Below are 21,490 nucleotides of genomic sequence, written 5' to 3' on the forward strand. Positions count from 1 at the left end.
TGAGCCGGTGTTGCGATGACTGGACCCCGGCCTTCGCCGGGGAACAGGTTCGGGCATGATGCATCCGGTAATCTTCATCGTTTTCCTGCCGTTGCTCGCCGCGATCGTCGCCGGGCTGGGCGGCCGCGTCATCGGCAAGACCGCATCGAAAGTGGTCACCACCGGCGCGCTGATGATCGGTGCGGTGCTGAGCTGGCCGATCTTCCTGAGCTACGTCGCCGGTCATGGCGAGCCTGCGGTCGTGCCGGTGTTTGAATGGATCCGCTCCGGCGCGATGAACGTCGACTGGGCGCTGCGCGTCGACACGCTGACCGCGGTGATGCTGGTGGTGGTGACGACCGTGTCGAGCCTCGTCCACCTCTACAGCTGGGGCTATATGGAGGAAGATCCGAGCCAGCCTCGCTTCTTCGCCTACCTCTCGCTGTTCAGCTTCGCCATGCTGATGCTGGTCACCGCCGACAGCCTGGTGCAGATGTTCTTCGGCTGGGAAGGCGTCGGCCTCGCCTCCTACCTGCTGATCGGATTCTGGTACCATAAGCCCTCGGCCAATGCGGCGGCGCTGAAGGCGTTCGTGGTCAACCGCGTCGGCGATTTCGGCTTCTCGCTAGGCATTTTCGGCACCTTCCTGGTGTTCGGCACCGTCTCCATCCCGGCGATCCTCGCCGCCGCGCCGGGCATGGCCGGATCGACGATTGGCTTTGCCGGCCTCAGGGTCGACACCATGACCCTGCTGTGCCTGCTGCTGTTCGTCGGCGCCTGCGGCAAGTCGGCCCAGCTGGGCCTCCACACCTGGCTTCCGGACGCGATGGAGGGCCCGACCCCGGTCAGCGCGCTGATCCACGCCGCGACCATGGTCACCGCCGGCGTGTTCATGGTCTGCCGCCTGTCGCCGATGTTCGAGACCAGCCATACGGCGACGATGGTGGTGACCTATGTCGGTGCCGCCACGGCGATCTTCGCTGCCACCGTCGGCACGGTGCAGAACGACATCAAGCGCGTGATCGCCTATTCGACCTGCTCGCAGCTCGGCTACATGTTCTTCGCCGCCGGCGTCGGCGCCTATGGCGCGGCGATGTTCCACCTGTTCACCCACGCCTTCTTCAAGGCGCTGCTGTTCCTGGGTGCGGGCAGCGTGATCCACGCCATGCACCATGAGCAGGACATGCGTTATTACGGCGGCCTCCGGAAGGAGATCCCGTGGACGTTCTGGACGATGATCGCCGGCACGCTGGCGATCACCGGCGTCGGCCTGTTCGGGGTCGGATTCGCCGGATATCACAGCAAGGACGCGATCATCGAGAGCGCCTTCGCCAGCGGCACGGTCCATGGCCATGTCGCCTTCTTCCTCGGCGTGTTCGCGGCGCTGCTGACCAGCTTCTACTCGTGGCGGCTGATCTTCCTGACCTTCTACGGAAAAGCCCGCTGGGCGGGCAGCGAGCATATCCAGCACGCCGTCCACCACATTCACGAGGATGCCGGCGAAATGCCGGCCGACGCCGACAGCGCGCACGACCATGGCTGCGCCAAGCTCGAAGGCACCGCCGGCTATCATCCGCACGAAAGCCCGTGGGTTATCCTGGTCCCGCTGATCCTGCTGGCGGTGGGCGCGGTGTTCTCCGGCTTCCTGTTCAACCACAGCTTCATCCAGCCCGAGGGCGGGCCGGAGTTCTGGCGCGGCAGCGTCGCCTTCAGCGAGCATCTGGCGCATGCCATGCACGAGGTGCCGGCCTGGGTGAAATGGTCGCCGTTCGCGGTGATGCTGATCGGCCTCGCCATCGCCTACCGCAACTACATATTGAAGCCGGAAGCGCCGGCGGCATTCGTCGCCATGTTCCCGCACCTCCACCGCTTCCTGATGCACAAATGGTATTTCGACGAGCTCTACGACGTCATCTTTGTTCGTCCGGCGATGGCCCTCGGCCGTTTCTTCTGGAAACGCGGCGACGAGCAGACCATCGACCGCTTCGGCCCGCATGGCGCCGCCTATGCGGTCGGCGTCGGCAACCGCATCACCGCGCGGTTCCAGTCGGGATATGTCTATAGCTACGCCCTGGTGATGCTGCTCGGCCTGATCGGCGCCGCCACCTGGGCCTTTTGGTGGATCCGATGAGTAGCGTGCCCGTCCTTTCCATCCTGGTCCTGCTGCCGATGGTGGCGGGCATCCTCGCCCTGTTCCAGTCGGCCAATGGTGCGCGCTGGAATGCGCTGATCACCACGCTGGTCAGCCTCGCCATCGGCGTGTGGCTGTGGACCGCGTTCGATCCGGACGGGGCGCAGTGGCAGTTCGTCGAGCATTACAAGATCGGCGGCGGCGTTTCATGGGCGATGGGCATCGACGGCATCGCGCTAGTGCTGATCGAGCTGACCCTGTTCCTGATGCCGATCTGCATCGGCGCCAGCTGGCGCGCGATCGAGAAGCGCGTGCCCGAATATATGGCCGCCTTCCTGATCATGCAGTCGCTGATGATCGGCGTGTTCACCGCGCAGGACCTGCTGCTGTTCTACATCTTTTTCGAGGCCGGCCTGATCCCGATGTATTTGATCATCGGCGTGTGGGGCGGCGCCGAGCGGATCAAGGCGTCTTACAAATTCTTCCTCTACACGCTGGCCGGGTCGGTGCTGATGCTGATCGCCATGCTGGTGATGATCTTCAAGGCCGGCACGACTTCGATCCCGGTGCTGATGGCGCATGATTTCGACCCGTCGCTGCAATGGTGGCTGTGGCTCGCCTTCTTCGCCTCGTTCGCGGTCAAGATGCCGATGTGGCCGGTCCACACCTGGCTTCCCGACGCGCACGTCCAGGCGCCGACAGCGGGTTCGGTGATCCTGGCTGGCGTGCTGCTGAAGATGGGCGGCTATGGCTTCATCCGTTTCTCGCTGCCGATGTTCCCGGAGGCGTCGAACGCCTTCATTCCGTTCGTCTATGTGCTCTCCGGCATCGCGCTGGTGGTGACCTCGCTGATTGCGCTCGCCCAGACCGACATGAAGAAGCTGATCGCCTACTCGTCGGTGGCGCACATGGCGTTCGTCACCTTCGGCCTGTTCACCTTCAACCGCCAGGGCATCGAGGGCGCGATGCTAGTGATGCTGAGCCACGGACTCGTCTCGGGCGCGCTGTTCCTGTGCGTCGGCGTGATCTACGACCGGCTGCACACCCGCGAGATCGCGCGCTACGGCGGCCTTAGCGACAATATGCCCAAATATGCGCTGCTGTTCATGATCTTCACCATGGCCAGCGTCGGCCTTCCCGGCACCAGCGGCTTCGTCGGCGAATTCCTGTCGATGGTCGGCACCTATGCGGTGTCGAGCTGGGCGGGCATCACGGCGACCACCGGTATCATCCTCGGCGCCGTCTACATGCTCTACCTCTACTGGCGGATCTGCTTCGGCAAGCTGGTCCATGCCGACGCCGCGGCGATGACCGACCTCAGCATGCGCGAGCTGTGGCTGCTCGGCCCGATCGCCGCCGCGGTGTTCTGGATGGGTGTCTATCCGGAGAGCTTCCTGCGGCCGATCCGCGCCGACGTCGGCCGGCTGCTGGAGCGGGTCGAGCGCGCCCGGCCACCGGGTGACGCCCTCCTTACCGCCGGCAAGCCCGCCGCCACCCCGATCCACGCGGAAGCGCATTGATGAACCTCGCAGCGATCCTTCCCGAACTTATCCTGACGATCGGCTCGATCGCGCTGATGATGGTCGCGGCCTTCCTCGGCCGGCGCGGCAGCGCGCTGACCAGCTGGGCCTCGATCGCGCTGCTGCTCGCCGCCTGCGTGTCGCTGATCGGTCCGCCGCAGCATGCCGGGATGTTGTTCGGCGGCCAGCTCGCCGCCGACGGGTTCGGCGCGCTCGGCAAGCTCATCATCTATCTGTGCGCGGCGGTGGCGATCGTCATGGCCCACAGCTGGTTCGAGCGCGATTTCGAGCATGGCGCCGAATATCCGGTGCTGGTGCTGATGGCCGCGGTCGGCATGTCGGTGATGGTCTCGGCGACCAGCCTCGTCACGCTCTACGTCGGCGTCGAACTGAACAGCCTCGCCGCCTATGTGCTGGCCTCCTATCGCCGCACCGACGAGCGATCGGCCGAGGCCGGCCTCAAATATTTCGTCCTTGGCGCGCTGGCGTCGGGCATCATGCTCTACGGCATTTCGCTGCTCTACGGCTTCACCGGCACCGCCCAGTTTGACGGCGTGGCGGCGGCCTTCGCCCGCGAAGGTACCCAGTCGATCGGCCTGCTATTCGGCCTGGTGTTCCTGCTCGCCGGCCTGGCGTTCAAGATCAGCGCCGTACCGTTCCACATGTGGACGCCGGACGTCTATGAAGGCGCGCCGACGCCGGTTACCGCCTTCTTCGCCTCGGCGCCCAAGGTCGCGGCGGTTTTGCTTGGCGTCCGCGTCTGCCTCGATGCGCTCGGCCCGGCAATCGACGCATGGCGGCAGATCATGATCTTTGCCGCGCTGGCCTCGATCATCCTCGGCGCCGTTGCCGCTTATGGCCAGACCAACATCAAGCGGCTGCTGGCCTATTCGTCGATCAACAATGTCGGCTTCGCGCTGATCGGCCTGGTCGCGGGCGGGACTGCCGGCGCCAGCGCGGTGCTGTTCTACATGGCGGTCTATGTCGTGATGACGCTCGGCGCCTTCCTCTGCGTGCAGCGCATGCGGAACGAGGACGGCGAATATGTCGAATCGATCGACAGCCTGTCGGGCCTCGCCCAGACCCGCCCGGGCCTCGCCGCGGCAATGGCGACCTTCATGTGGAGCCTGGCCGGCCTGCCGCCCTTCTTCGGCTTCTGGCCAAAATTATTGGTGTTCCAGGCCGCAGTGAACGAGGGCTTCACGCTGCTGGCGGTGGTCGGCATTCTCGGCACGGTGATTGGCGCCTACTATTACCTTCGCATCGTCAAGGTGATGTATTTCGATGCGCCGAGCGGTCCGGCCTACGCCAAGGGGCGGGCCAACCTTGAGGGCGTGCTGATCCTGCTGGCGGCGCTGATCGTCTCGCCCCTCGGCTACGGCCTGATCGACCCGATCGCGACGCTGACCAACAACGCCGCGGGAAGCTTGTTCTGAGCCGCATCCGCATCGTCGAGCGGCTGAGTTCGACCAACAGCGCATTATTGTCGGATGATGCGGCCGTCGAAGGCGATTGGCTGGTCGCGCTGAGGCAGGAAGGCGGCAAGGGCCGCCAGGGCCGCCCATGGCAATCGATTGATGGCAATTTCACCGGTTCGACGCTGGTCGAACTGCGCCCAACCGATCCGCCGGCTCCGTCGCTGACCCTGGTCGCGGGGCTGGCGCTGATCGAGGCGGTGGATGTCGCCGCCCCCGCCATCGCAGCCTCGCTTAAATGGCCCAACGATCTGATGCTGGCCGAGGCCAAGCTGGCCGGGATCCTGCTCGAACGGTCGGGCGACCGGATCGTCGTCGGCTTTGGCGCCAATCTGGCGCGGGCGCCCGAAATACAAGGCCGCAAGACTGCCGCGCTGGGCACGGAGTTTTCGCCGCAGGCCTTCGCGCCGCTCCTGGCCGGCAAATTCGCCCAATTGCTGACCGCCTGGCGGGCTTCCGAGCCGGCGCAGTTCGCCCAGGCGTGGATGGCCCGGGCGCATCCCATTGGAACGCCGCTGGAGGTTCATAGCAGTCCATCCGAGCGCGTCTCCGGCACCTTCGACGGGATCGAGCCGGACGGAGCGATGCGGCTGAAGCGCGATGGGATGATCGACATCATCCGCGCCGGCGACGTCACGCTGGCGTGACATTTGGCCGTGCTTCGGGCTAGGGCGCGATGCGGCTCGCCGCTGTGATGCACTTAATTCAGGCCCGGGAGGCCGCTCGTTGAAATTCGCTTCAAGCCCTTTTGAAACCGTCGACTGGAAAGGCGAGCCCAGGACCGAGCATCCTGGCGAGACCGGCATGGCCTATTGGCAGACCAGGGTGCTGGGCGATGTCCGCATCCGGATGGTGGAATATTCGCCGGGCTACGTCGCCGATCACTGGTGCGATCGCGGCCACATCTTGTTCGTGGTCGAAGGCGAATTGACCACGGAATTGCGCGACGGCCGCCAATATCTTTTGAAGCCAGGCATGAGCTATCAGGTATCGGACTTTGGCGACGCCGCGCACCGTTCGGTCACGGCCAGCGGCGCGAAACTGTTTATCGTCGATTGAGGAACGACATGCTGCTCGCCATCGATGCCGGGAACACCAACTGCGTCTTCGCCCTGGTCGACGGGGAGGAGATCAAGACGCGCTGGCGGATCGCCACCGACCCGCGGCGAACCGGCGACGAATATGCCGTCTGGCTGCACCAGCTGCTCGAGCTGGAGGGCTATGGCCGGGGCGACGTCAGCCAGGTCATCATCGGCACGGTCGTGCCGCGTGCGCTGCACAACCTCGAAGTGCTGTCGAAGAAATATTTCAACGTTGAGCCGATGGTCGCTGGGCAGGGCAGGGCCGAATGGCCGATCGCGCTCGATGTCGAGGAGCCACAAAGCGTCGGCGCCGACCGTGCGCTCAACACCATCGCCGCCCATGCCAAGCATGCCGGCGACCTGATCGTGATCGATTTCGGCACGGCGACGACCTTCGACGCGATCGATTTTTCCGGCGCCTACAAGGGCGGGATCATTGCGCCGGGCATCAACCTCAGCCTCGACGCGCTGGTCGGGGCGGCAGCCAAGCTGCCGCGCGTCGCCATTTCCGAGCCGGAGGACGAGAGCGTCATCGGGCGGACCACCGAAACGCAGATGCTGATCGGCGTCTATTGGGGCTATGTGGCGATGATCGAAGGATTGGTTGCGCGGATGAAGGCCGAGATCGGCCGGCCGGTGACGGTCATCGCAACCGGCGGCCTCGCCGTCCTGTTCGACAAGCATACGGACGCGTTTGACGCGATCGAGCCCGACCTCACCATCCATGGACTGGCGCTGCTGGCCGCGCGGGCGAGCCGATGACCCCGGGAGAAGAACTGCTGTTCCTGGCCCTCGGCGGGTCAGGCGAGATCGGCATGAACGTCAACCTCTATGGCTGCCGTGGCAAATGGCTGATGGCGGACCTCGGGCTGACCTTCGCCGACTCCGATTATCCGGGCGTCGACCTGGTGCTGCCGGATCTGGAATTTATCGAGCAGCGGATGGACGATCTGGTCGGGATCGTCCTGACCCACGGTCATGAGGACCATATCGGCGCGCTTCCCTACCTCGCCGCCGATTTAAAGGTGCCGCTCTACGCCACGCCGTTCACGGCCGGCCTGATCGCCGGCAAGCTGGAGGAAGAGGGGCTGACCGGGCAGGTCGCCTTGCGGGTCATCGAGCGCGGCGGGTCGATCGATCTAGACCCATTTCGCATCACCTATGTGCCGCTGGCCCATTCGATCCCCGAAGGGAATGGCCTGCTGATCGAAACCCCGTTCGGCAATATCTTCCACACCGGCGACTGGAAAATCGACGAAGCGCCGGTGCTGGGCCACCCCAGCTCCACCGAAACCCTGACCGAGATCGGCGATGCCGGCGTGCTGGCGCTGGTGTGCGATTCAACCAATGTCTTCCAGGACAAGGCATCGGGCAGCGAATCCGGCGTCCATGCCGGGCTGCTGGAGGCCGTGACCAAGGCCAAAGGCCGGGTGCTGGTCACCACCTTCGCGTCCAACGCCGCCCGGCTGGAGACCATCGGCCGGGTGGCACTGGAGACCGGGCGGCGCGTCTGCGTCGCCGGCCGCAGCCTCGAGCGCATCCTCAAGGTTGCCAAGGCGACCGGCTACCTCAAGGATTTCCCCGAGCCGGTGCGGTTCGATGAGGCGATGCTGCTGCCCAAGCAGGAGTTGCTGATCATCGCCACCGGCGGCCAGGGCGAGCCGCGCGCGGCGCTGGGGCGGATTGCGTTCGGCCAGCACGAATTGAAACTCGCCGAGGGCGACACGGTGATCTTCTCGTCCAAGCAGATCCCGGGCAACGAGATTGCCATCGGCCGGATCATGAACGCGCTCAGCGACCTCGGCGCGCTGATCGTCACCGACCGGCAGGCGCATGTCCATGTCTCCGGCCACCCCGGCCGGCCCGAGCTGGCGGAAATGTACCGCTGGATCCGCCCGCAGATATTGGTGCCGGTCCATGGCGAGATCCGCCACATGCGCGAGCAGGCGCGGTTGGGCCTCGAGCAGGGCATTCCGAGCGCGGTCGTCCAGCGCAACGGCGACCTCATCCGCCTGGCGCCGGACGGGCCGGAGAAGATCGGCGAGGAGAGGGTCGGGCGGCTGGTGCTCGACGGCGACGTGATCCTGCCGTCCGACGGTGTGACCATCAACGAGCGCCGCAAAATCGGCTACAATGGCCTGATCACGGTCGCGCTGCCGGTGGGTGGTGACGGCCGGCTGGCCGGCAAGGTGCTGGTGCGGCCGTTCGGCGTGCCGATCGAGGAAGATCGCGACGATTTCATCGCCGACGCCGCCGACGCCGCGACCCGCGCCTATGAGCCGTCGCGTGACGCCGAGAAAGTCCGCGAAGCGGTCAGGCTGGCAGTGCGCCGCTGTGCCACGCTGTGGACCGGCAAAAAGCCGGTGGTTGAGGTCATGCTGCTCGAGGTTGCGCGATGAAGTGGACTTCGGTCCTGGCGATCTACTTCCTGGTCTTCTGTTTTTCCGCCTTCCTGCTGTTGCCGTTTGGTGTGAGGACGCATGAGGAAGTCGGCGTAGAGCGCGTGCCCGGCCAGGCCGACAGCGCGCCGCACAAATTCGATTTGCCGAGGCATTTGCTCAAGGCGGCGCTGCTCGCCTGCCTGCTGACGGCGCTGTACGTCGCCAATTATCAGTTCGGCTGGATCACCGTCGACGATCTCGACTTCTATAATTGAGTTTCCTCCCTATCGCACAGCGATGGGGAGGGGAACCAGCGTAGCTGGTGGAGGGGCGGTTGACATGCCTTCACTTACCCCTCCACCATCCTTCGGATGGTTCCCCTCCCCAGCAAAATGCAGGGGAGGAATTTTAACGCTCTTTCCCCACCGCCTGCGCCAGCGCGGCGTAGAGCTTGCCCATGTCGCTCGACATCAAGGTGACCGCGATCATTCCGCCGTCGCGCTCCGCCAGCACCCGCCGCAGCATTGCTTCAAAGTCGTGGACATAGTGATTGACGGCCGTCTGGAACTCCGGATCGGACTCATAATGGGCGGCAATGCCGCGGCCTTCCGATCCATCGAGCAGCCGGACCGCGCGCCGCGTGAACACGCCGCGGTTGCCCTTCAGATAATGGGCCCAGGCCTTGTCATCGACCTCGTCGCTGAGGATCTTCTGCACGTCGATCGAGGCCGAATGCATCGAGTCGATCAGCAGCGACACGCGGCGGGCGAAGTCCTCGCCGCTGTCCTTCAGCTGGGCCTCGCGATTGCGTTCGATATGGGCTTCCAGCGCGGCGGCGCTCTGGCCGATCGACAGCATTTGCGCGGTCAGCCGGCCCGACGCCTCGCGCGCCGTTTCGACCGCCCGGGTGGCGACATGGTCGAGCTCGGCAAGCTTGGACTCGACGCTGTCGCGCACGGCCTTTTCCAGGGCGGCGCGGGTTTGCTCGCTGAGTTCGCCGGCGCATTCCGGAATGACCTTGCCGATCGCCTCGCGGGCGCGTTCGGCGGCATGGGCGGCGGTTTCCTTGACCCGAACCAGCGCCTCAACCAGCGCCGGGCCGGTCTCGCCCGAAAGGCGACTGGCTTCGTCGCTGGCGGTGGCGATGGCGGCGCCCAGCTCGGCCAGCCGTTCTTCGGCCTGGCGAACGCCAAGGTCGACCGACGTCATCAGCGTCGCCAACCGCTCTTGCTGGTGCTCGACAATCGATGCGCCGGATTCGATCCGGCTCTGCGCCTCGATCGAGGCATCGCGCATCTGCTCGACATGGGGCCGCGCGGCCTCGGCCGATGCCAGCATTCGGGCAGCGCCGGCTTCGGCCTCGCTTAGCGTCGTGGTCATCTCGCCGGACAGCACCGCGCCAAGCCGGTCGAGGCCTTCGCGGAGGCGTTCGGAGCGGTCGGCGAGGCTGTCGAGGCTGTTGTCGTGGAGTGCTGTCGCCGAGGTGAGGCCCTCAAGCTCGCCCCGCAGGCGGCCCAGGGCGGCCTGGACATGGCTGGCGCGCTCGTCGCCAGAACGGGCGAGGTCGAGGAACCGCTCGTCGAGCGCGGCAAGCCCGCTGTCGAGATCGGCGACCAGGCGCTGCGAGGCGCGTTCCTGCTCTGCAATCCGGGTGGTCAAACTGTCGAGCGCGCTGCCGGCATGGGTCAGACGCTCGCCGAGCAGCTCCGATGCATCCATGCCCGCGCGGCCAATGCTGGCCTGGCTCTGGGCGACCAACGCCGAAATGGCCGCGGCCTGGGCGTCGATGCCGGTGCGGATTTCGGTCAGCGCTTCGGCCGAGCGGGCCAGCAATGCGTCAACCGTGGCGCTGGTCTCGGAACGGGCTTCGGATACGCGCAGGCTCGCGGCGGCTCCGGCGGCTTCGATATTGGCAAGGCTGGCGAGCAACCGCTCCGACGCTTCGCGAACGATCGAATCGGCCTGCTGCGCGTGCGCCGACAGGCTGGAGACCTGGGTCCCGAAGCCGCCGGCCTGTTCGATCGCTGTTTGACCCGCGGTGCGCAGCGTCTCGGCCATCCGCCGGGTGCTTTCCTCGGCCTGGGGCAGGTCGGTGAGCAGCACGCCAATATCGGTCCGCGCCGATTCCGCTGCCCGGTCCAGCGCTGCGCCATGTTCGGCGAGTGACTGCGACCCGCGATTGAGGTCCGCGGTGATCGCTCCCAGCCGGGTCGCGGCCTGGTCGCCCAGGCCCATCAGATCGCCTGCCATGACGCCGAGCGTGCGATGATTTTCGCTAATCTGGTGCGACAGCGCCGCCAATATGTCCTGCAGCGAGCGCGCTTCCTTGCGCATCGCGATGACCGAACGGGTGAATTTCTCGGCTTCCTTGCGGCGGGTGCGGCCGAACATCAGCCACACCAGCCCCATCAGCGCCAGCGGACCGGCGAGGATCGCCACCCATTGGGCAACGGCTGGGCTGGTCAGCGGCTCTTCGGCAAGGACCCGGCCGGCCGACCAGGCGGTGTAGCCGGTCCATAGCAAGGCGAGGATGCCAAGGGCCCAACCGAGCACCATCCGGCCGCCTTCGCTGGCGACGCCATGGACGTCGCGGATTTCGGCCCAATCCATGCGGCTGAAGCTTGGCTCCGAGTGGATCTCTTCGCCTTCGATCACCGGGATCGGAATTTCCTGGTCCTCGGCATAGCGATTGCCCTGGGCGCGATATGGATTGGTGCTCATGATCGGGGAGTTTACCACCTTTGTAGACATGCGAAAGCGACAAAAGGGCACAGTCGCCACTGGAAATTGGGACACACGCTGCCCTATGCATGGTGGCTTCAGGGGGGAATTACCGGAACGCGAGGGTGACCATGGCGCTCGGCGCCTTGATCGGGGCCTATCAGGAGGATGATGCGGGGGCCTTGCGCGCCCTGCTTCCGCTCGCCGGTCGCACGTTGATCGAATATCAGGTGCGCTGCCTCGCCGCCGCAGGCGCCGCGCCGCTGACCGTGCTGGTCGAGCGCGTGCCGCCGGCGCTCAACGAGGCATTCGAACGGCTCCGGGGCGAGGGCATCGCCGTAGTGCCGGTCAGCGATGGCAATGAGGCCGCCAGCCGGTTCGAGGCGGGCAGCCAGCTGATCCTGCTGGCCGACGGCGTGGCGCCAGACATGGGCGACCTCGAGCTGCTGCTGGAAGAAAGCGACGGCGCGATCGTCACCGTCCCCGACGACGAAGTCCATGAGGCGTTTGAGCGGATCGACGGTCACAATCGCTGGGCCGGCCTGGCCAGGGTCGATTCCAACATGCTCGGCGCGACGGCGGCAATGCTCGGCGACTGGGACCTGCAGTCGACGCTGCTGCGCCGCGCGGTCCAGGCCGGGGCGCGGCTGGTCCCGTCCAATCCCGGCGACGGGCGCGGCCCGTTCCTGACCATCGACGAGGGGGCAATGGCCGGCTTCGAACGGCGGTTGCTGGTCGCCTCCCGGACGGCGCGCGAGGATGCGGTCGCTCGCTACTTCCTGCCGGTGGTCGAGGAAGTCGCGACGGAAAAGCTGATGGAAACGGGCGTGCGTCCGTCCTGGCTGGTCATGGCGGCATTGGTCATGACCATTGCCGGCGCCTTCTGCTTCAGCCGCGGCTGGCATTTGGCGGCGCTCGGCCTGCTGTTTCTGTCGACGCCGTTCGACCTGGTAGCGCAGCGCTTGGCAACACTCCGGCTGCGGCCGCTCAGCCCGTCGATGCTGTCGCGCCGCTTGCTTTGGCCGGCAGCGGGACTGGCCTTGCTGGCGCTGGGGTGGTTCGAGGCCCGGCATGGCTCGGGCTGGGGCGCGATGATGGCGGCGCTCACTGCGGCGGCCTTTGGCGAGGCCGGGCGCATCGAACGCAATGGACGCCCGATCCCGGCCATCGAATGGCAATTTGCGCGCCGCAACGCGATCTGGCTCGCGCTGCCCTTTGCGGTGGGCGGCTGGTGGAACCTCTATCTGACGCTGGTCGCCCTCTATGCGGCAACCAGTTTCTTCACCGCCCAGCACTTCCGCCATGCGGTGGAAACAGCGCCTCATAATTGACCGCGCGTTAACCCGTTCCGTTCTATAAAAACTGGATGATGCCCGTGGAATGGCCGCTTGCTGCATCGGCAGCCGACCGCCCGGTCGATCCTGCGCGCCCGCGTGTGGGGCGCGACCGGCTGGGCGTCGCTATGGCCGATTTCTTCCTCGACGATGGCTCGCGGCTGACCGACGAGGAACGGGCGCTGATCGCCGCCATGCTGCGCGGGCTGGTCGGCGATATCGTCGATGAGCTGATCGCTGGCTTGCCCGGGTTGCTGGCCGCGCAGGCCGATCGGGGCCGCGACGGCCTGTACCGGCGCTTGCGCGCTTCCGGGCTGATGGAACGGCCCAACCTGGTTTCATTGCTGTTGCGCCGCGCCGACGAGCAGCAGCTGTCCGCGCGGGCCGACCGCAATCATCCGACCGTGGCTTCGCTGGTCAGCGACGACAGCGCCCCGGTGGCGGAAGCGGCGATGGCCCTGGCGCTGGCCAGGGGGCGCCGCCGCGACCGGTTCGGCCGGATGAGCATCGAGTTCGACGATCTTGACGCCGAGGATGCGGTCGCACTGGTCCATGCCGTCGCGGCGGGCCTGCGCGACGCGCTGTCCGACGAAGCCGATGAAGCGCTTGGGTCGGCGTCTCGCGCTTTGCTTTCGCGGCACGACGAGGGCCGCCGGCTCGACGCCGCGGTGGCCGCACTGGCCCGGGTGCTTGATACGCAGAACCGCGCCGATGACGCGCTCGTCCACCGGCTGGCCGAGGATGGCGATGCGGCGCTGCTGGTTGGATTGCTGGCGCGCCGCGCCGGGATCGACCAGCTCGACGCCTGGAATTTCTTCACCGGTGGCGAGGCCATGATGCTCGCCCGCCTGGCCGGGTGTGATCGCACCACCGCCGCGCAAATGCTCGCGGCGTTCGAGCCGATGTCGGGTGCCCACGCTGCCGAGCGGATCATCGACCGGTTCGCTGCGATCGACGATGCGGCGGTCGAGCGCTGCCGCCGCTGGCTGCGGCTCGATCCGCACTACCGCACCGCCCGCCGGGCCATGGAACAGGCCAATGGCTAGCGCGCCATTCGATGTCGGACCGGTTTCGGGCCGCGTTGACCGCGACGGCCGGCTGGTTGCCGCGGACCCGGCACTGCTGCGGTTGCAGGAAGAGGCCGGCTCATCGCTCGGCGCGCCGCTGGCGCTGCCGCAAATTGCTGCTGTCGCCCGATCGGCGATGAAGCTTGGCGTTCCGCTGTCGCGCTCGGTCATCGCCGCTTCGAGCGACCGCGATCTGGACCTGTGGGTACGGGCCGAGCCCGATGCCGAGGGCGTCACTCTGACGATCGACGGCTGGAAGGCCAAGCCTCCGGCCCCGCCACGCCTGACCCTGGTCGCCAACGAGCCGCTTGGCGGCGAGGAGGAAGCTGCAGCAAGGCCGCTCAGCCTGACGACCGATGCCGAGCTCCGGATCAAGCGGATCGATGACGAACTGGCCAATCTGCTTGGTTCCAGTGCGTCGGCTGCTGTTGGCCAGCCGCTGACCCGTCATTTCCTGCTGGCCGACAACGGCGACGGGGTGATGCCGCTGCTGACCGCACTGGCTGGCCGCGAGGACTTCACCGGCCAGCGGGCTCGCATCCGCGGACAGGGCGATGAATCACTTGTCACGTTGAAGGGGACGGTTCGCCGCACATCGGCGGACCGGTTCGACGGCTATGAAATCGAATTGGACCGGCCCGGCGAATATGCGCCTGCGGCGGCGACGGTGATCGATCCGGCGCTGGACGAAGCGCTGCGCTCGCCGCTCGACCGGATCATTGCCGCGGCGGAGCGCATTTCCGACCGGAGCGAAGGGCCGCTGCGCAGCGATTATGCCGCCTACGCTGGCGACATCGCCGCAGCCGGCCGTCATTTGCTGTCCGTAATCCGCAACATGACCGACCAAGAAGCCGCCAAGGCCGCCAGCCAGCTCGACATGGCCGAAGCCGCCGAGGAGGCGATCCAGCTGGTCCAGGCGAGGGCGGAGGAGCGCTCGATCCAGATCGAGCTGGTTGGCGCCGACCAGCCGCTCAATGCTGTGGGCGAACAGCGAGGCGCAGTGCAGATCCTGGTCAATTTGCTTGGCAATGCCGTGCGCCACTCACCCGACAAGGGCACCATCGCGGTGATCGCCGAGCGAAAGGGCGATCAGGTCACGGTTACGGTCGCCGATGAAGGCCCGGGCATCGACCAGGCCGACCAGGAGCGCATCTTCGAGAAATATGAGCGGATCGGCGACGCGCCAGGCGGTATCGGCTTGGGTCTGGCCATTTCACGACGTCTGGCCCGCTCGATGGGCGGCGACGTGATGCTGCAAAGCGCGTTGGGCCAGGGCGCGCGGTTCACGCTCCTGTTGCCGTCAGCCTAGCGCTTCGAAACGGCGACATAGTCGCGCTGGGTCGCGCCGACGTAGAGCTGGCGCGGGCGGCCGATTTTCTGCTCGGGATCGGAAATCATCTCGTTCCACTGCGCCACCCAGCCGACGGTGCGGGCCAGCGCGAACAGGGCGGTAAACATTTCGGTCGGGAAGCCGATCGCGTTGAGGATGATGCCCGAGTAGAAATCGACATTCGGGTAGAGCTTCTTTTCGATGAAATAATCGTCGTTGAGCGCAATATGCTCGAGCTCGCGGGCGACATCGAGCACCGGATCGCTGACCTTCAATTCCTTCAGCACCGCTTCGGCGGTCTGCTGCATGACCTTCGCCCGCGGGTCGTAATTCTTGTAGACGCGGTGGCCGAAGCCCATCAGGCGGAACGGGTCGTTCTTGTCCTTGGCCCGGGCGACATATTCCTTGATGTGCTTTACGTCGCCGATTTCACGCAGCATGTTGAGCGCGGCCTCGTTGGCGCCGCCATGCGCTGGGCCCCACAGGCAGGCGATGCCGGCGGCGATGCACGCAAACGGGTTGGCGCCCGACGAGCCGGCCAGGCGGACGGTCGAGGTCGAGGCATTCTGCTCGTGATCGGCATGGAGGATGAAGATCCGGTCCATCGCCTTTTCGATGATCGGGTTGACCTCATAGGGCTCGGCCGGGACGCCGAACGTCATGCGCAGGAAGTTGCCGGTGTAGCTGAGGTTGTTCTGCGGATAGAGGAACGGCTGGCCGATCGAATATTTGAAGGCCATCGCGGCGATGGTCGGCATCTTGGCGATCAGCCGGTGGGAGGCGATCAGCCGCTGCTGCGGATCGGTGATGTCGGTCGAGTCATGGTAGAAGGCGCTGAGTGCGCCGACCACGCCGCACATGATCGCCATCGGGTGAGCGTCGCGGCGGAAACCGCGATAGAAGGTCGCCAGCTGCTCGTGCAGCATGGTGTGGCGGCTGATGGTATAGCTGAATTCCTCCAGCTCCTTCTTCTTCGGCAGGTCGCCGTGGAGCAGCAGATAGGCCACTTCCATGAAGTTGGACTGCTCGGCGAGCTGGTCGATCGGATAGCCGCGATGGAGCAAAATCCCCTGGTCGCCGTCGATGTAGGTGATCGCGCTCTGGCAGCTGGCGGTCGAGGTGAAGCCGGGGTCGTAAGTGAACTTGTCGGTCTCGCCGTAGAGCTTGCGGATATCGATCACGTCCGGACCGACCGAGCCTTCCATCAGCGGATAGGAAAAATCGCCGCCTTCGGTGGTGAGTTTGACGGTCTTTGCGGTCATTTGGTCGGCTCCAGCATATGATCGGCGATGCGGGCGAGGCTCTCGTCTTTGCCTAGCAGGACAAGAACGTCGAAGATCCCCGGCGAGGTCGTCTTGCCCGTCAGCGCCGCGCGGAGCGGCTGGGCGAGCTTGCCTAGCTTAAGTCCGCTCTGCTCTGCAACATCCCGCACTGCAGCATCCAACGTATCGTGCTCCCACTTCGGCGCCGCAGCAAGGGCGTCGTGTGCAAGTGCGAGATGGGTACGCGCCTCGCCCGTGAGAAGGTCGGCGGCCTTTTCATCCAGCGGCAGCGGGCGTTTCGCGAACAGGAATTCGGCTCCTTCGGCCAGCTCGTTCAGATTGTGTGCGCGGGCCTTCAATTCCGGCATAGCGCGGACGAGCAGCGGAAGTTCCTCATAGGCGAGGCCGAACTTGCGCGAGATGAGCATCGCCAGCCGCGTGTCGTCGGCTTCGCGCAGGTAATGGCCGTTGAGGTTTTCGAGCTTCTTCAAGTCGAAGCGCGAAGGGCTTTTGCCGACATGGTCGACGTCGAACCACTCGATTGCCTGGTCGCGGCTGATGATCTCATCATCGCCATGGCCCCAGCCGAGGCGGAGTAAATAATTGAACAGCGCCTCGGGCAAAATGCCGAGCTCGTCGCGATAGGCGTCGACTCCGAGCGCGCCGTGGCGCTTGCTCAATTTGGCGCCGTCGAAGCCGTGAATCAGCGGCACATGGGCATAGGTCGGGACCGGCCAGCCCATCGCCTTGATGATCGCCAGCTGCCGGAAGGCGTTGTTGAGGTGATCGTCGCCGCGGATGACGTGTGTAACGCCCATATCGAAATCATCGACGACCACGGCCAGCATGTAGGTCGGGGTCCCGTCGGAGCGCAGCAGGATAAAGTCGTCGATCTCGGCATTGGCGACGGTGACACGTCCCTGGACCAGATCGTCGATGACGGTTTCACCGTCCTGCGGCGCCTTGATGCGAATGACGTAGGGCTGGCCTTCCGGCCAATCGCTGCGCTCGCGCCACGGGCTGTTGATGCGAAACGGCTTGCGTTCGGCCTGCGCCTTCTCGCGCGCCGCGGCCAGCTCGTCCTGGGTCATGTAGCAGCGATAGGCCGCGCCCATGTCGATCAGCTGGTGCGCGACCTCGGCGTGACGCTTTTCGAACTGCGACTGGAAATAGGGTTCGCCGTCGCCGCTGATCCCCAGCCAGTCGAGCCCGTCGAGGATGGCGTCGATCGCTTCCTTGGTCGAGCGAACCTTATCGGTATCCTCGATCCGCAGCAGATATTTTCCGCCATGGTGGCGCGCGAACAGCCAGTTGAACAGCGCGGTACGGGCGCCGCCAATGTGCAGGTAGCCGGTGGGCGAGGGCGCAAAGCGAGTGACGACGCCTTCGATTTTGCCGCTTGCGCTCAACCGATCTTTCCTCTTGTCTGCTGGGGCCGAATGGACTGGACGAGCGCCCCTATCACAGAGGACGCGCCGCTGGAACCGGCGCATCGACGCTTTTTGTCCCCAAGAATCCTGGCGCCATTTTCGGCAGTTTTCGAGTGCATTGAAGCATTTCTTGAGGAACAGCGGGCTCAGCTGCCGCTGTGGTTCACGGCGGCGTTCGCGACCGGCATCGCCGCCTGGCTGTGGCTGCCCGATCGCATTGGCTGGAGCGCGGCGATTTTGCTCGGCCTGGGGATGACCGCCGGCGGCGTGACGCTGGGCGCCGGTCGGACCGGCCGGGCGCTGCTGTTCGGCGGTCTGGCCATGGTGGCGGGGTGCGGCCTGATCTGGTGGCGGAGCGAATTAGTTGCGGCAACTCGGCTCGACCGGCCGCAGGTCGTGGCGTTTGAGGCGAGGGTGGACAAGGTCGAGGCGCGCGCCGCCAAGGGGGACGTTCGGCTGACGCTGGTTCCCGAGGCGCCCGGCATGCCGCCGCTGGTCCGGGTTTCGGTCCCGGAGGAGGATGTCGCGTCGGGTCTCGGCGACGGCGCCAAAGTCCGACTCAAGGCCCGGCTGCAGCCGCCGCCACCGATGGCGCTGCCCGGAAGTCATGATTTCGCGCGCGACCTATGGTTCGCCGGGATCGGCGGCGTCGGCCGGGTGGAGGTCATCGAGCCGGCGCCGGGCGGCGGCCTCGATGCGCTGCGGGATCGGCTCGGCCGCCATATTCGCGAACAATTGCCCGAAGGTGCCGGCGGCATTGCCACCGCGCTGGCGACTGGCGACCAGGCGGCGGTCAGCGAGGAAGATGCCGGGGCGATGCGCCGCTCCGGCCTGGCCCATCTGCTATCGGTCAGCGGCCTGCACATCGCCGCCGTGGTCGGGGCGGCGATGTTGCTGACGCTCAAATTGCTGGCGCTGAGCGAGCGGCTGGCGCTGCGGTTCAACCTGGTACTGGTGGCGGCGGGAGCGGGGGCGCTCGCCGGGGTTGGCTATACGCTGCTGACCGGGATGCAGGTGCCGACCGTGCGCTCCTGCATCGCCGCGCTGCTGGTGCTGGGCGGAATTGCGCTGGGCCGCGACGCGATCAGCCTGAGGCTGGTCGCGGTCGGGGCGCTCGTGGTGCTGCTGGTCCGTCCGGAGGCGCTTGCCGGCGCCAGCTTCCAGATGAGCTTCGCGGCGGTCACCTCGATCATCGCCCTGCATCATTGGGAGCCGGTGCGGCGCCTGCTCGGTCCGCGCGAGGAAAGCTGGGCGGCGCGCATGTTGCGCGGCATTGTCGGACTGTTGCTGACCGGCCTCGTCGTCGAGATCGCGCTGATCCCGTTCGCGCTCTACCATTTCCATCGCGCCGGGCTTTACGGCGTTGCCGCCAACCTCATCGCCATCCCGCTAACCACCTTCGTCATCATGCCGCTGGAGGCGCTGGCGCTGATGTTCGACCTGGTCGGGCTGGGAGCGCCGCTATGGACGGCGGCCGGCTGGTCGATCGAGGCGATGCTGCACCTGGCTCATCGCGTCGGCGAGGCCGAGGGCGCGGTGGCGATGTTGCCGACCATGCCGCGCTGGGCCTTTGCCCTGATGATCTGCGGCGGCCTGTGGCTATGCCTGTGGAGCGGGCGCGTCCGCCGCTGGGGTCTTGTGCTGTTCGCTGCTGGCGTGCTTGGCGCCGCGACCGCGCCGGTTCCCAGCCTGCTCGTCACCGGAGATGGCCAACATCTGGCATTGGTCCGCGACGATGGCGTGCCGGTGCTGCTGCGTAGCCGCAGTGGCGACTTCGTCCGCGACTTGATGAGCGAGGCATCGGCCTATGACGGCGACCCGCTGGCGCTCGAGGAGCAGCATTTCGCGCGTTGCAGCCGCGACGCCTGCGTCGCCGACCTGGTCGAGAAAGGCCGTGCCTGGCGCTTGCTCGCGATCCGCAGCCGCAACCGGATCGACTGGACTGACCTCACCCGTGCCTGCGCCGACGCCGATATCGTCGTCGCCGACCGGCGCCTGCCGCGTGCATGCACCCCTCGCTGGCTCAAGCTGGATCGCGAGGCACTGGAGAGGTCCGGCGGAATGGCAATTTATCTTGGTGAGCGGCCGCGCGTCGCGACGGTGGCCGGCCGCGTCGCCGCCCATCCCTGGGCAGGCTGACTGCTAGTTCGGCATGCGGGTGTCGACCGCGATCCAGTTGGTTTCCCAACTGACCCCGCCGTCAGCCGAATAGCCCTGCTCGAAGCGGGCTTCATTGGCCGACACGTTAGTAATGACGAAGCGCACCAGCACCACTCGCCCGTCAATCGTGTCCTGCCCATAAAAGGTGCCGCGGCCCTTGCCGTCGAACCCGCCATAGACCGGCGCGGTCATCACGCCACCGCGAACGGTCGCATAGTTGAGGCTCCATTGGCGCGACTGTGGGCTGTAAAGACGGAGCGACACACCCTCGATCGCGCCCTTCGCATTCTTGACCGATAGCTCGACGCTGTTGGCCCGCCCGTCGAGGATCGGTTTGACGATGCTGGTCCCCTGAAACTCGGCCCAGTCCGGCGCAGCACCCGACAAGGGATTGCGGAGCACGCGAACATGGGTCGCCCAACTGCCGAACTCCCAGTCGAAATCGTGCTGGCCGTCTCGCTGGGCCGCGGTTGCGGGTGCAGGGGTTTGAACAGCATTGGCAGGAACGGCCGTTACAGCCATGCCGAGGGCAGCTGACAGGAGCAGCCCTAACCGTTTCACTGATCCTGTCATGGAAATCCCCTATTCAGCGGTCTGCCACACCGCCAATTCGCTGCCCGACGGGTCGATGAAGTGGAAGCGGCGCCCGCCGGGGAAGGAAAAGATTGCCTTGGCGATGATCCCACCGGACTTCATTACCGCATCGAAGGCGGCTTCGAGGTCGTCGACGCGGATCACCGGCAGCGGCGCGGCCAGCGCCTCGCTCGGCTGGCCATTGAGGCCAAGGTCGACGTCGCCACTGGTGGTTGCCGCATAGTCCGGCCCGTAATCGGTGAAGGTCCAGCCGAACGCCTTGGCGTAAAATCCGCGCGTCAATTCATGCGCGGTGACGCTGGGAAGTTCGACATAATCGATCCTGGCCATGGCCGGGTCAGTAACGGCGGATCAGGCCGGAAAGGCGGCCCTGGATGGTCACCCGGCTCTCGTCATAGCGCTGCGGCTCGTAGGAGCGGTTGGCCGGGTCGAGCCGGATCATCTGCCCTTCGCGGCGATAGGTCTTGAGGGTCGCTTCCTCATTATCGATCAGGGCGACGACAATTTCGCCGTCGCGGGCGCTGTCGACCCTGCGGATCAGCGCGAAGTCGCCGTCGAGAATGCCTTCGTCGACCATCGAATCCCCGGAAACCTCGAGCGCATAATGCTCGCCCGGGCCGAGCAGCGCGGCCGGAACCGCAAAGCCTTCGGTGCCCTGCAGCGCCTCGATTGGCGTGCCGGCGGCGATCCGCCCGTGCAGCGGGATCTCGATCGTGTCGTTGGCCGCCGCGGGAGTGACCGGCCGCGCCGCCATTGGCGCAACTGCTACCGCCGGCGCCGCAATGTCGGGCATCTTCACGACTTCCAATGCACGGGCCCGGTTGGGCAGGCGGCGAATAAACTGCCGCTCTTCCAGCGCCGAAATCAGCCGGTGCACACCCGACTTGGACTTGAGGTCGAGTGCCTCGCGCATTTCATCGAAGCTGGGCGACACGCCAGTGGCCGACAGGCGCTGGTGAATGAAGTTCAGCAACTCATGCTGCTTGGCGGTGAGCATCGGACCCCTCCGTTCGGAACGAATAGA

The 21,490-nt window shown here is 66.1% G+C and carries 18 protein-coding genes; 12 read left to right on the forward strand and 6 right to left on the reverse strand.

The window, feature by feature from the left end; translation table 11 throughout:
* Positions 1-58: 58 nt before the first annotated feature.
* From nuoL to Q0C64_RS01240, 8 genes are all read left to right on the forward strand, one after another.
* A complete protein-coding gene (gene nuoL / locus Q0C64_RS01205) occupies positions 59-2,110 on the forward strand; it encodes an NADH-quinone oxidoreductase subunit L (RefSeq protein WP_294120293.1) in 2,052 nt (683 codons plus the stop codon).
* On the forward strand, positions 2,107-3,630 hold the full coding sequence (locus tag Q0C64_RS01210; protein ID WP_294120249.1) for an NADH-quinone oxidoreductase subunit M: 1,524 nt from the start codon (positions 2,107-2,109) through the stop codon (positions 3,628-3,630). Before nuoL ends, Q0C64_RS01210 begins: the two co-directional genes overlap by 4 nt.
* Positions 3,630-5,066, forward strand: a complete 1,437-nt coding sequence (nuoN, locus tag Q0C64_RS01215; protein WP_294120250.1) for an NADH-quinone oxidoreductase subunit NuoN — start codon at positions 3,630-3,632, stop codon at positions 5,064-5,066. Before Q0C64_RS01210 ends, nuoN begins: the two co-directional genes overlap by 1 nt.
* 11 nt (positions 5,067-5,077) lie before the next feature.
* Positions 5,078-5,752, forward strand: a complete 675-nt coding sequence (locus tag Q0C64_RS01220) for a biotin--[acetyl-CoA-carboxylase] ligase (protein ID WP_294120294.1) — start codon at positions 5,078-5,080, stop codon at positions 5,750-5,752.
* 79 nt (positions 5,753-5,831) lie between these two features.
* Entirely contained in the window at positions 5,832-6,164 is a 333-nt protein-coding gene (locus Q0C64_RS01225) for a DHCW motif cupin fold protein (protein WP_294120251.1), read from the forward strand.
* Between the two features lie 8 nt (positions 6,165-6,172).
* A complete protein-coding gene (locus tag Q0C64_RS01230; protein WP_294120252.1) occupies positions 6,173-6,949 on the forward strand; it encodes a type III pantothenate kinase in 777 nt (258 codons plus the stop codon).
* Positions 6,946-8,586 carry a ribonuclease J gene (locus Q0C64_RS01235; protein ID WP_294120253.1) on the forward strand — a complete coding sequence of 547 codons (1,641 nt, stop codon included), beginning with the start codon at positions 6,946-6,948 and terminating at the stop codon, positions 8,584-8,586. The genes Q0C64_RS01230 and Q0C64_RS01235 overlap by 4 nt, the downstream gene beginning before the upstream one ends.
* Complete coding sequence (locus Q0C64_RS01240; RefSeq protein ID WP_294120254.1) at positions 8,583-8,843, forward strand: DUF1467 family protein; 261 nt, start codon at positions 8,583-8,585, stop codon at positions 8,841-8,843. The genes Q0C64_RS01235 and Q0C64_RS01240 overlap by 4 nt, the downstream gene beginning before the upstream one ends.
* A gap of 133 nt (positions 8,844-8,976) precedes the next feature.
* Here Q0C64_RS01240 and Q0C64_RS01245 read toward each other — a convergent pair whose 3' ends face one another.
* A complete protein-coding gene (locus Q0C64_RS01245) occupies positions 8,977-11,289 on the reverse strand; it encodes a hypothetical protein (RefSeq protein ID WP_294120255.1) in 2,313 nt (770 codons plus the stop codon).
* Between the two features lie 125 nt (positions 11,290-11,414).
* On the opposite strand from Q0C64_RS01245, the gene Q0C64_RS01250 reads away from it, so the two are divergent.
* Genes Q0C64_RS01250 through Q0C64_RS01260 form a run of 3 tightly spaced genes read left to right on the forward strand, consistent with a single transcriptional unit; the run spans position 11,415 to position 14,999 of the window.
* Positions 11,415-12,620 (forward strand): hypothetical protein, encoded by a 1,206-nt coding sequence (locus tag Q0C64_RS01250; RefSeq protein WP_294120256.1) that lies wholly within the window; start codon positions 11,415-11,417, stop codon positions 12,618-12,620.
* Between the two features lie 44 nt (positions 12,621-12,664).
* Positions 12,665-13,669, forward strand: coding sequence for a DUF2336 domain-containing protein (locus Q0C64_RS01255; RefSeq protein ID WP_294120257.1), 1,005 nt, complete (start codon positions 12,665-12,667; stop codon positions 13,667-13,669).
* Positions 13,662-14,999 (forward strand): HAMP domain-containing sensor histidine kinase, encoded by a 1,338-nt coding sequence (locus Q0C64_RS01260; protein WP_294120258.1) that lies wholly within the window; start codon positions 13,662-13,664, stop codon positions 14,997-14,999. Before Q0C64_RS01255 ends, Q0C64_RS01260 begins: the two co-directional genes overlap by 8 nt.
* On the opposite strand, the gene Q0C64_RS01265 is transcribed toward Q0C64_RS01260, so the two are convergent.
* Both Q0C64_RS01265 and gltX read right to left on the reverse strand, forming a co-directional pair.
* A complete protein-coding gene (locus tag Q0C64_RS01265) occupies positions 14,996-16,282 on the reverse strand; it encodes a citrate synthase (protein ID WP_294120259.1) in 1,287 nt (428 codons plus the stop codon). The two genes, Q0C64_RS01260 and Q0C64_RS01265, sit on opposite strands and share 4 nt — an antisense overlap.
* A complete protein-coding gene (gene gltX / locus Q0C64_RS01270) occupies positions 16,279-17,691 on the reverse strand; it encodes a glutamate--tRNA ligase (RefSeq protein WP_294120260.1) in 1,413 nt (470 codons plus the stop codon). The genes Q0C64_RS01265 and gltX overlap by 4 nt, the downstream gene beginning before the upstream one ends.
* Positions 17,692-17,784: 93 nt before the next feature.
* Here gltX and Q0C64_RS01275 point away from each other — a divergent pair, with 93 nt between their 5' ends.
* Complete coding sequence (locus Q0C64_RS01275; protein WP_294120261.1) at positions 17,785-19,851, forward strand: ComEC/Rec2 family competence protein; 2,067 nt, start codon at positions 17,785-17,787, stop codon at positions 19,849-19,851.
* 3 nt (positions 19,852-19,854) lie between these two features.
* Here Q0C64_RS01275 and Q0C64_RS01280 read toward each other — a convergent pair whose 3' ends face one another.
* The 3 genes from Q0C64_RS01280 to lexA are packed head-to-tail and all read right to left on the reverse strand — an operon-like array spanning position 19,855 to position 21,463.
* Entirely contained in the window at positions 19,855-20,394 is a 540-nt protein-coding gene (locus Q0C64_RS01280; RefSeq protein ID WP_294120262.1) for a hypothetical protein, read from the reverse strand.
* A 60-nt stretch (positions 20,395-20,454) separates the two neighbouring features.
* Positions 20,455-20,796 carry a VOC family protein gene (locus tag Q0C64_RS01285; RefSeq protein WP_294120263.1) on the reverse strand — a complete coding sequence of 114 codons (342 nt, stop codon included), beginning with the start codon at positions 20,794-20,796 and terminating at the stop codon, positions 20,455-20,457.
* A gap of 7 nt (positions 20,797-20,803) precedes the next feature.
* A complete protein-coding gene (gene lexA, locus Q0C64_RS01290; RefSeq protein ID WP_294120264.1) occupies positions 20,804-21,463 on the reverse strand; it encodes a transcriptional repressor LexA in 660 nt (219 codons plus the stop codon).
* Positions 21,464-21,490: the final 27 nt, after the last annotated feature.

It is taken from the genome of Sphingomonas sp., assembly GCF_023266535.1.
Lineage (GTDB): Bacteria > Pseudomonadota > Alphaproteobacteria > Sphingomonadales > Sphingomonadaceae > Sphingomicrobium.

Bases quoted from the DNA above. Each gene is read 5' to 3' on its own strand.
- Q0C64_RS01230 (WP_294120252.1), top strand. From the start codon at position 6,173: ATGCTGCTCGCCATCGATGCCGGGAACACCAACTGCGTCTTCGCCCTG.
- Q0C64_RS01280 (WP_294120262.1), bottom strand. From the start codon at position 20,394: ATGGCTGTAACGGCCGTTCCTGCCAATGCTGTTCAAACCCCTGCACCC.
- Q0C64_RS01260 (WP_294120258.1), top strand. From the start codon at position 13,662: ATGGCTAGCGCGCCATTCGATGTCGGACCGGTTTCGGGCCGCGTTGAC.
- nuoL (WP_294120293.1), top strand. From the start codon at position 59: ATGCATCCGGTAATCTTCATCGTTTTCCTGCCGTTGCTCGCCGCGATC.
- Q0C64_RS01245 (WP_294120255.1), bottom strand. From the start codon at position 11,289: ATGAGCACCAATCCATATCGCGCCCAGGGCAATCGCTATGCCGAGGAC.
- Q0C64_RS01285 (WP_294120263.1), bottom strand. From the start codon at position 20,796: ATGGCCAGGATCGATTATGTCGAACTTCCCAGCGTCACCGCGCATGAA.
- Q0C64_RS01235 (WP_294120253.1), top strand. From the start codon at position 6,946: ATGACCCCGGGAGAAGAACTGCTGTTCCTGGCCCTCGGCGGGTCAGGC.
- lexA (WP_294120264.1), bottom strand. From the start codon at position 21,463: ATGCTCACCGCCAAGCAGCATGAGTTGCTGAACTTCATTCACCAGCGC.
- Q0C64_RS01210 (WP_294120249.1), top strand. From the start codon at position 2,107: ATGAGTAGCGTGCCCGTCCTTTCCATCCTGGTCCTGCTGCCGATGGTG.
- Q0C64_RS01240 (WP_294120254.1), top strand. From the start codon at position 8,583: ATGAAGTGGACTTCGGTCCTGGCGATCTACTTCCTGGTCTTCTGTTTT.
- Q0C64_RS01265 (WP_294120259.1), bottom strand. From the start codon at position 16,282: ATGACCGCAAAGACCGTCAAACTCACCACCGAAGGCGGCGATTTTTCC.
- nuoN (WP_294120250.1), top strand. From the start codon at position 3,630: ATGAACCTCGCAGCGATCCTTCCCGAACTTATCCTGACGATCGGCTCG.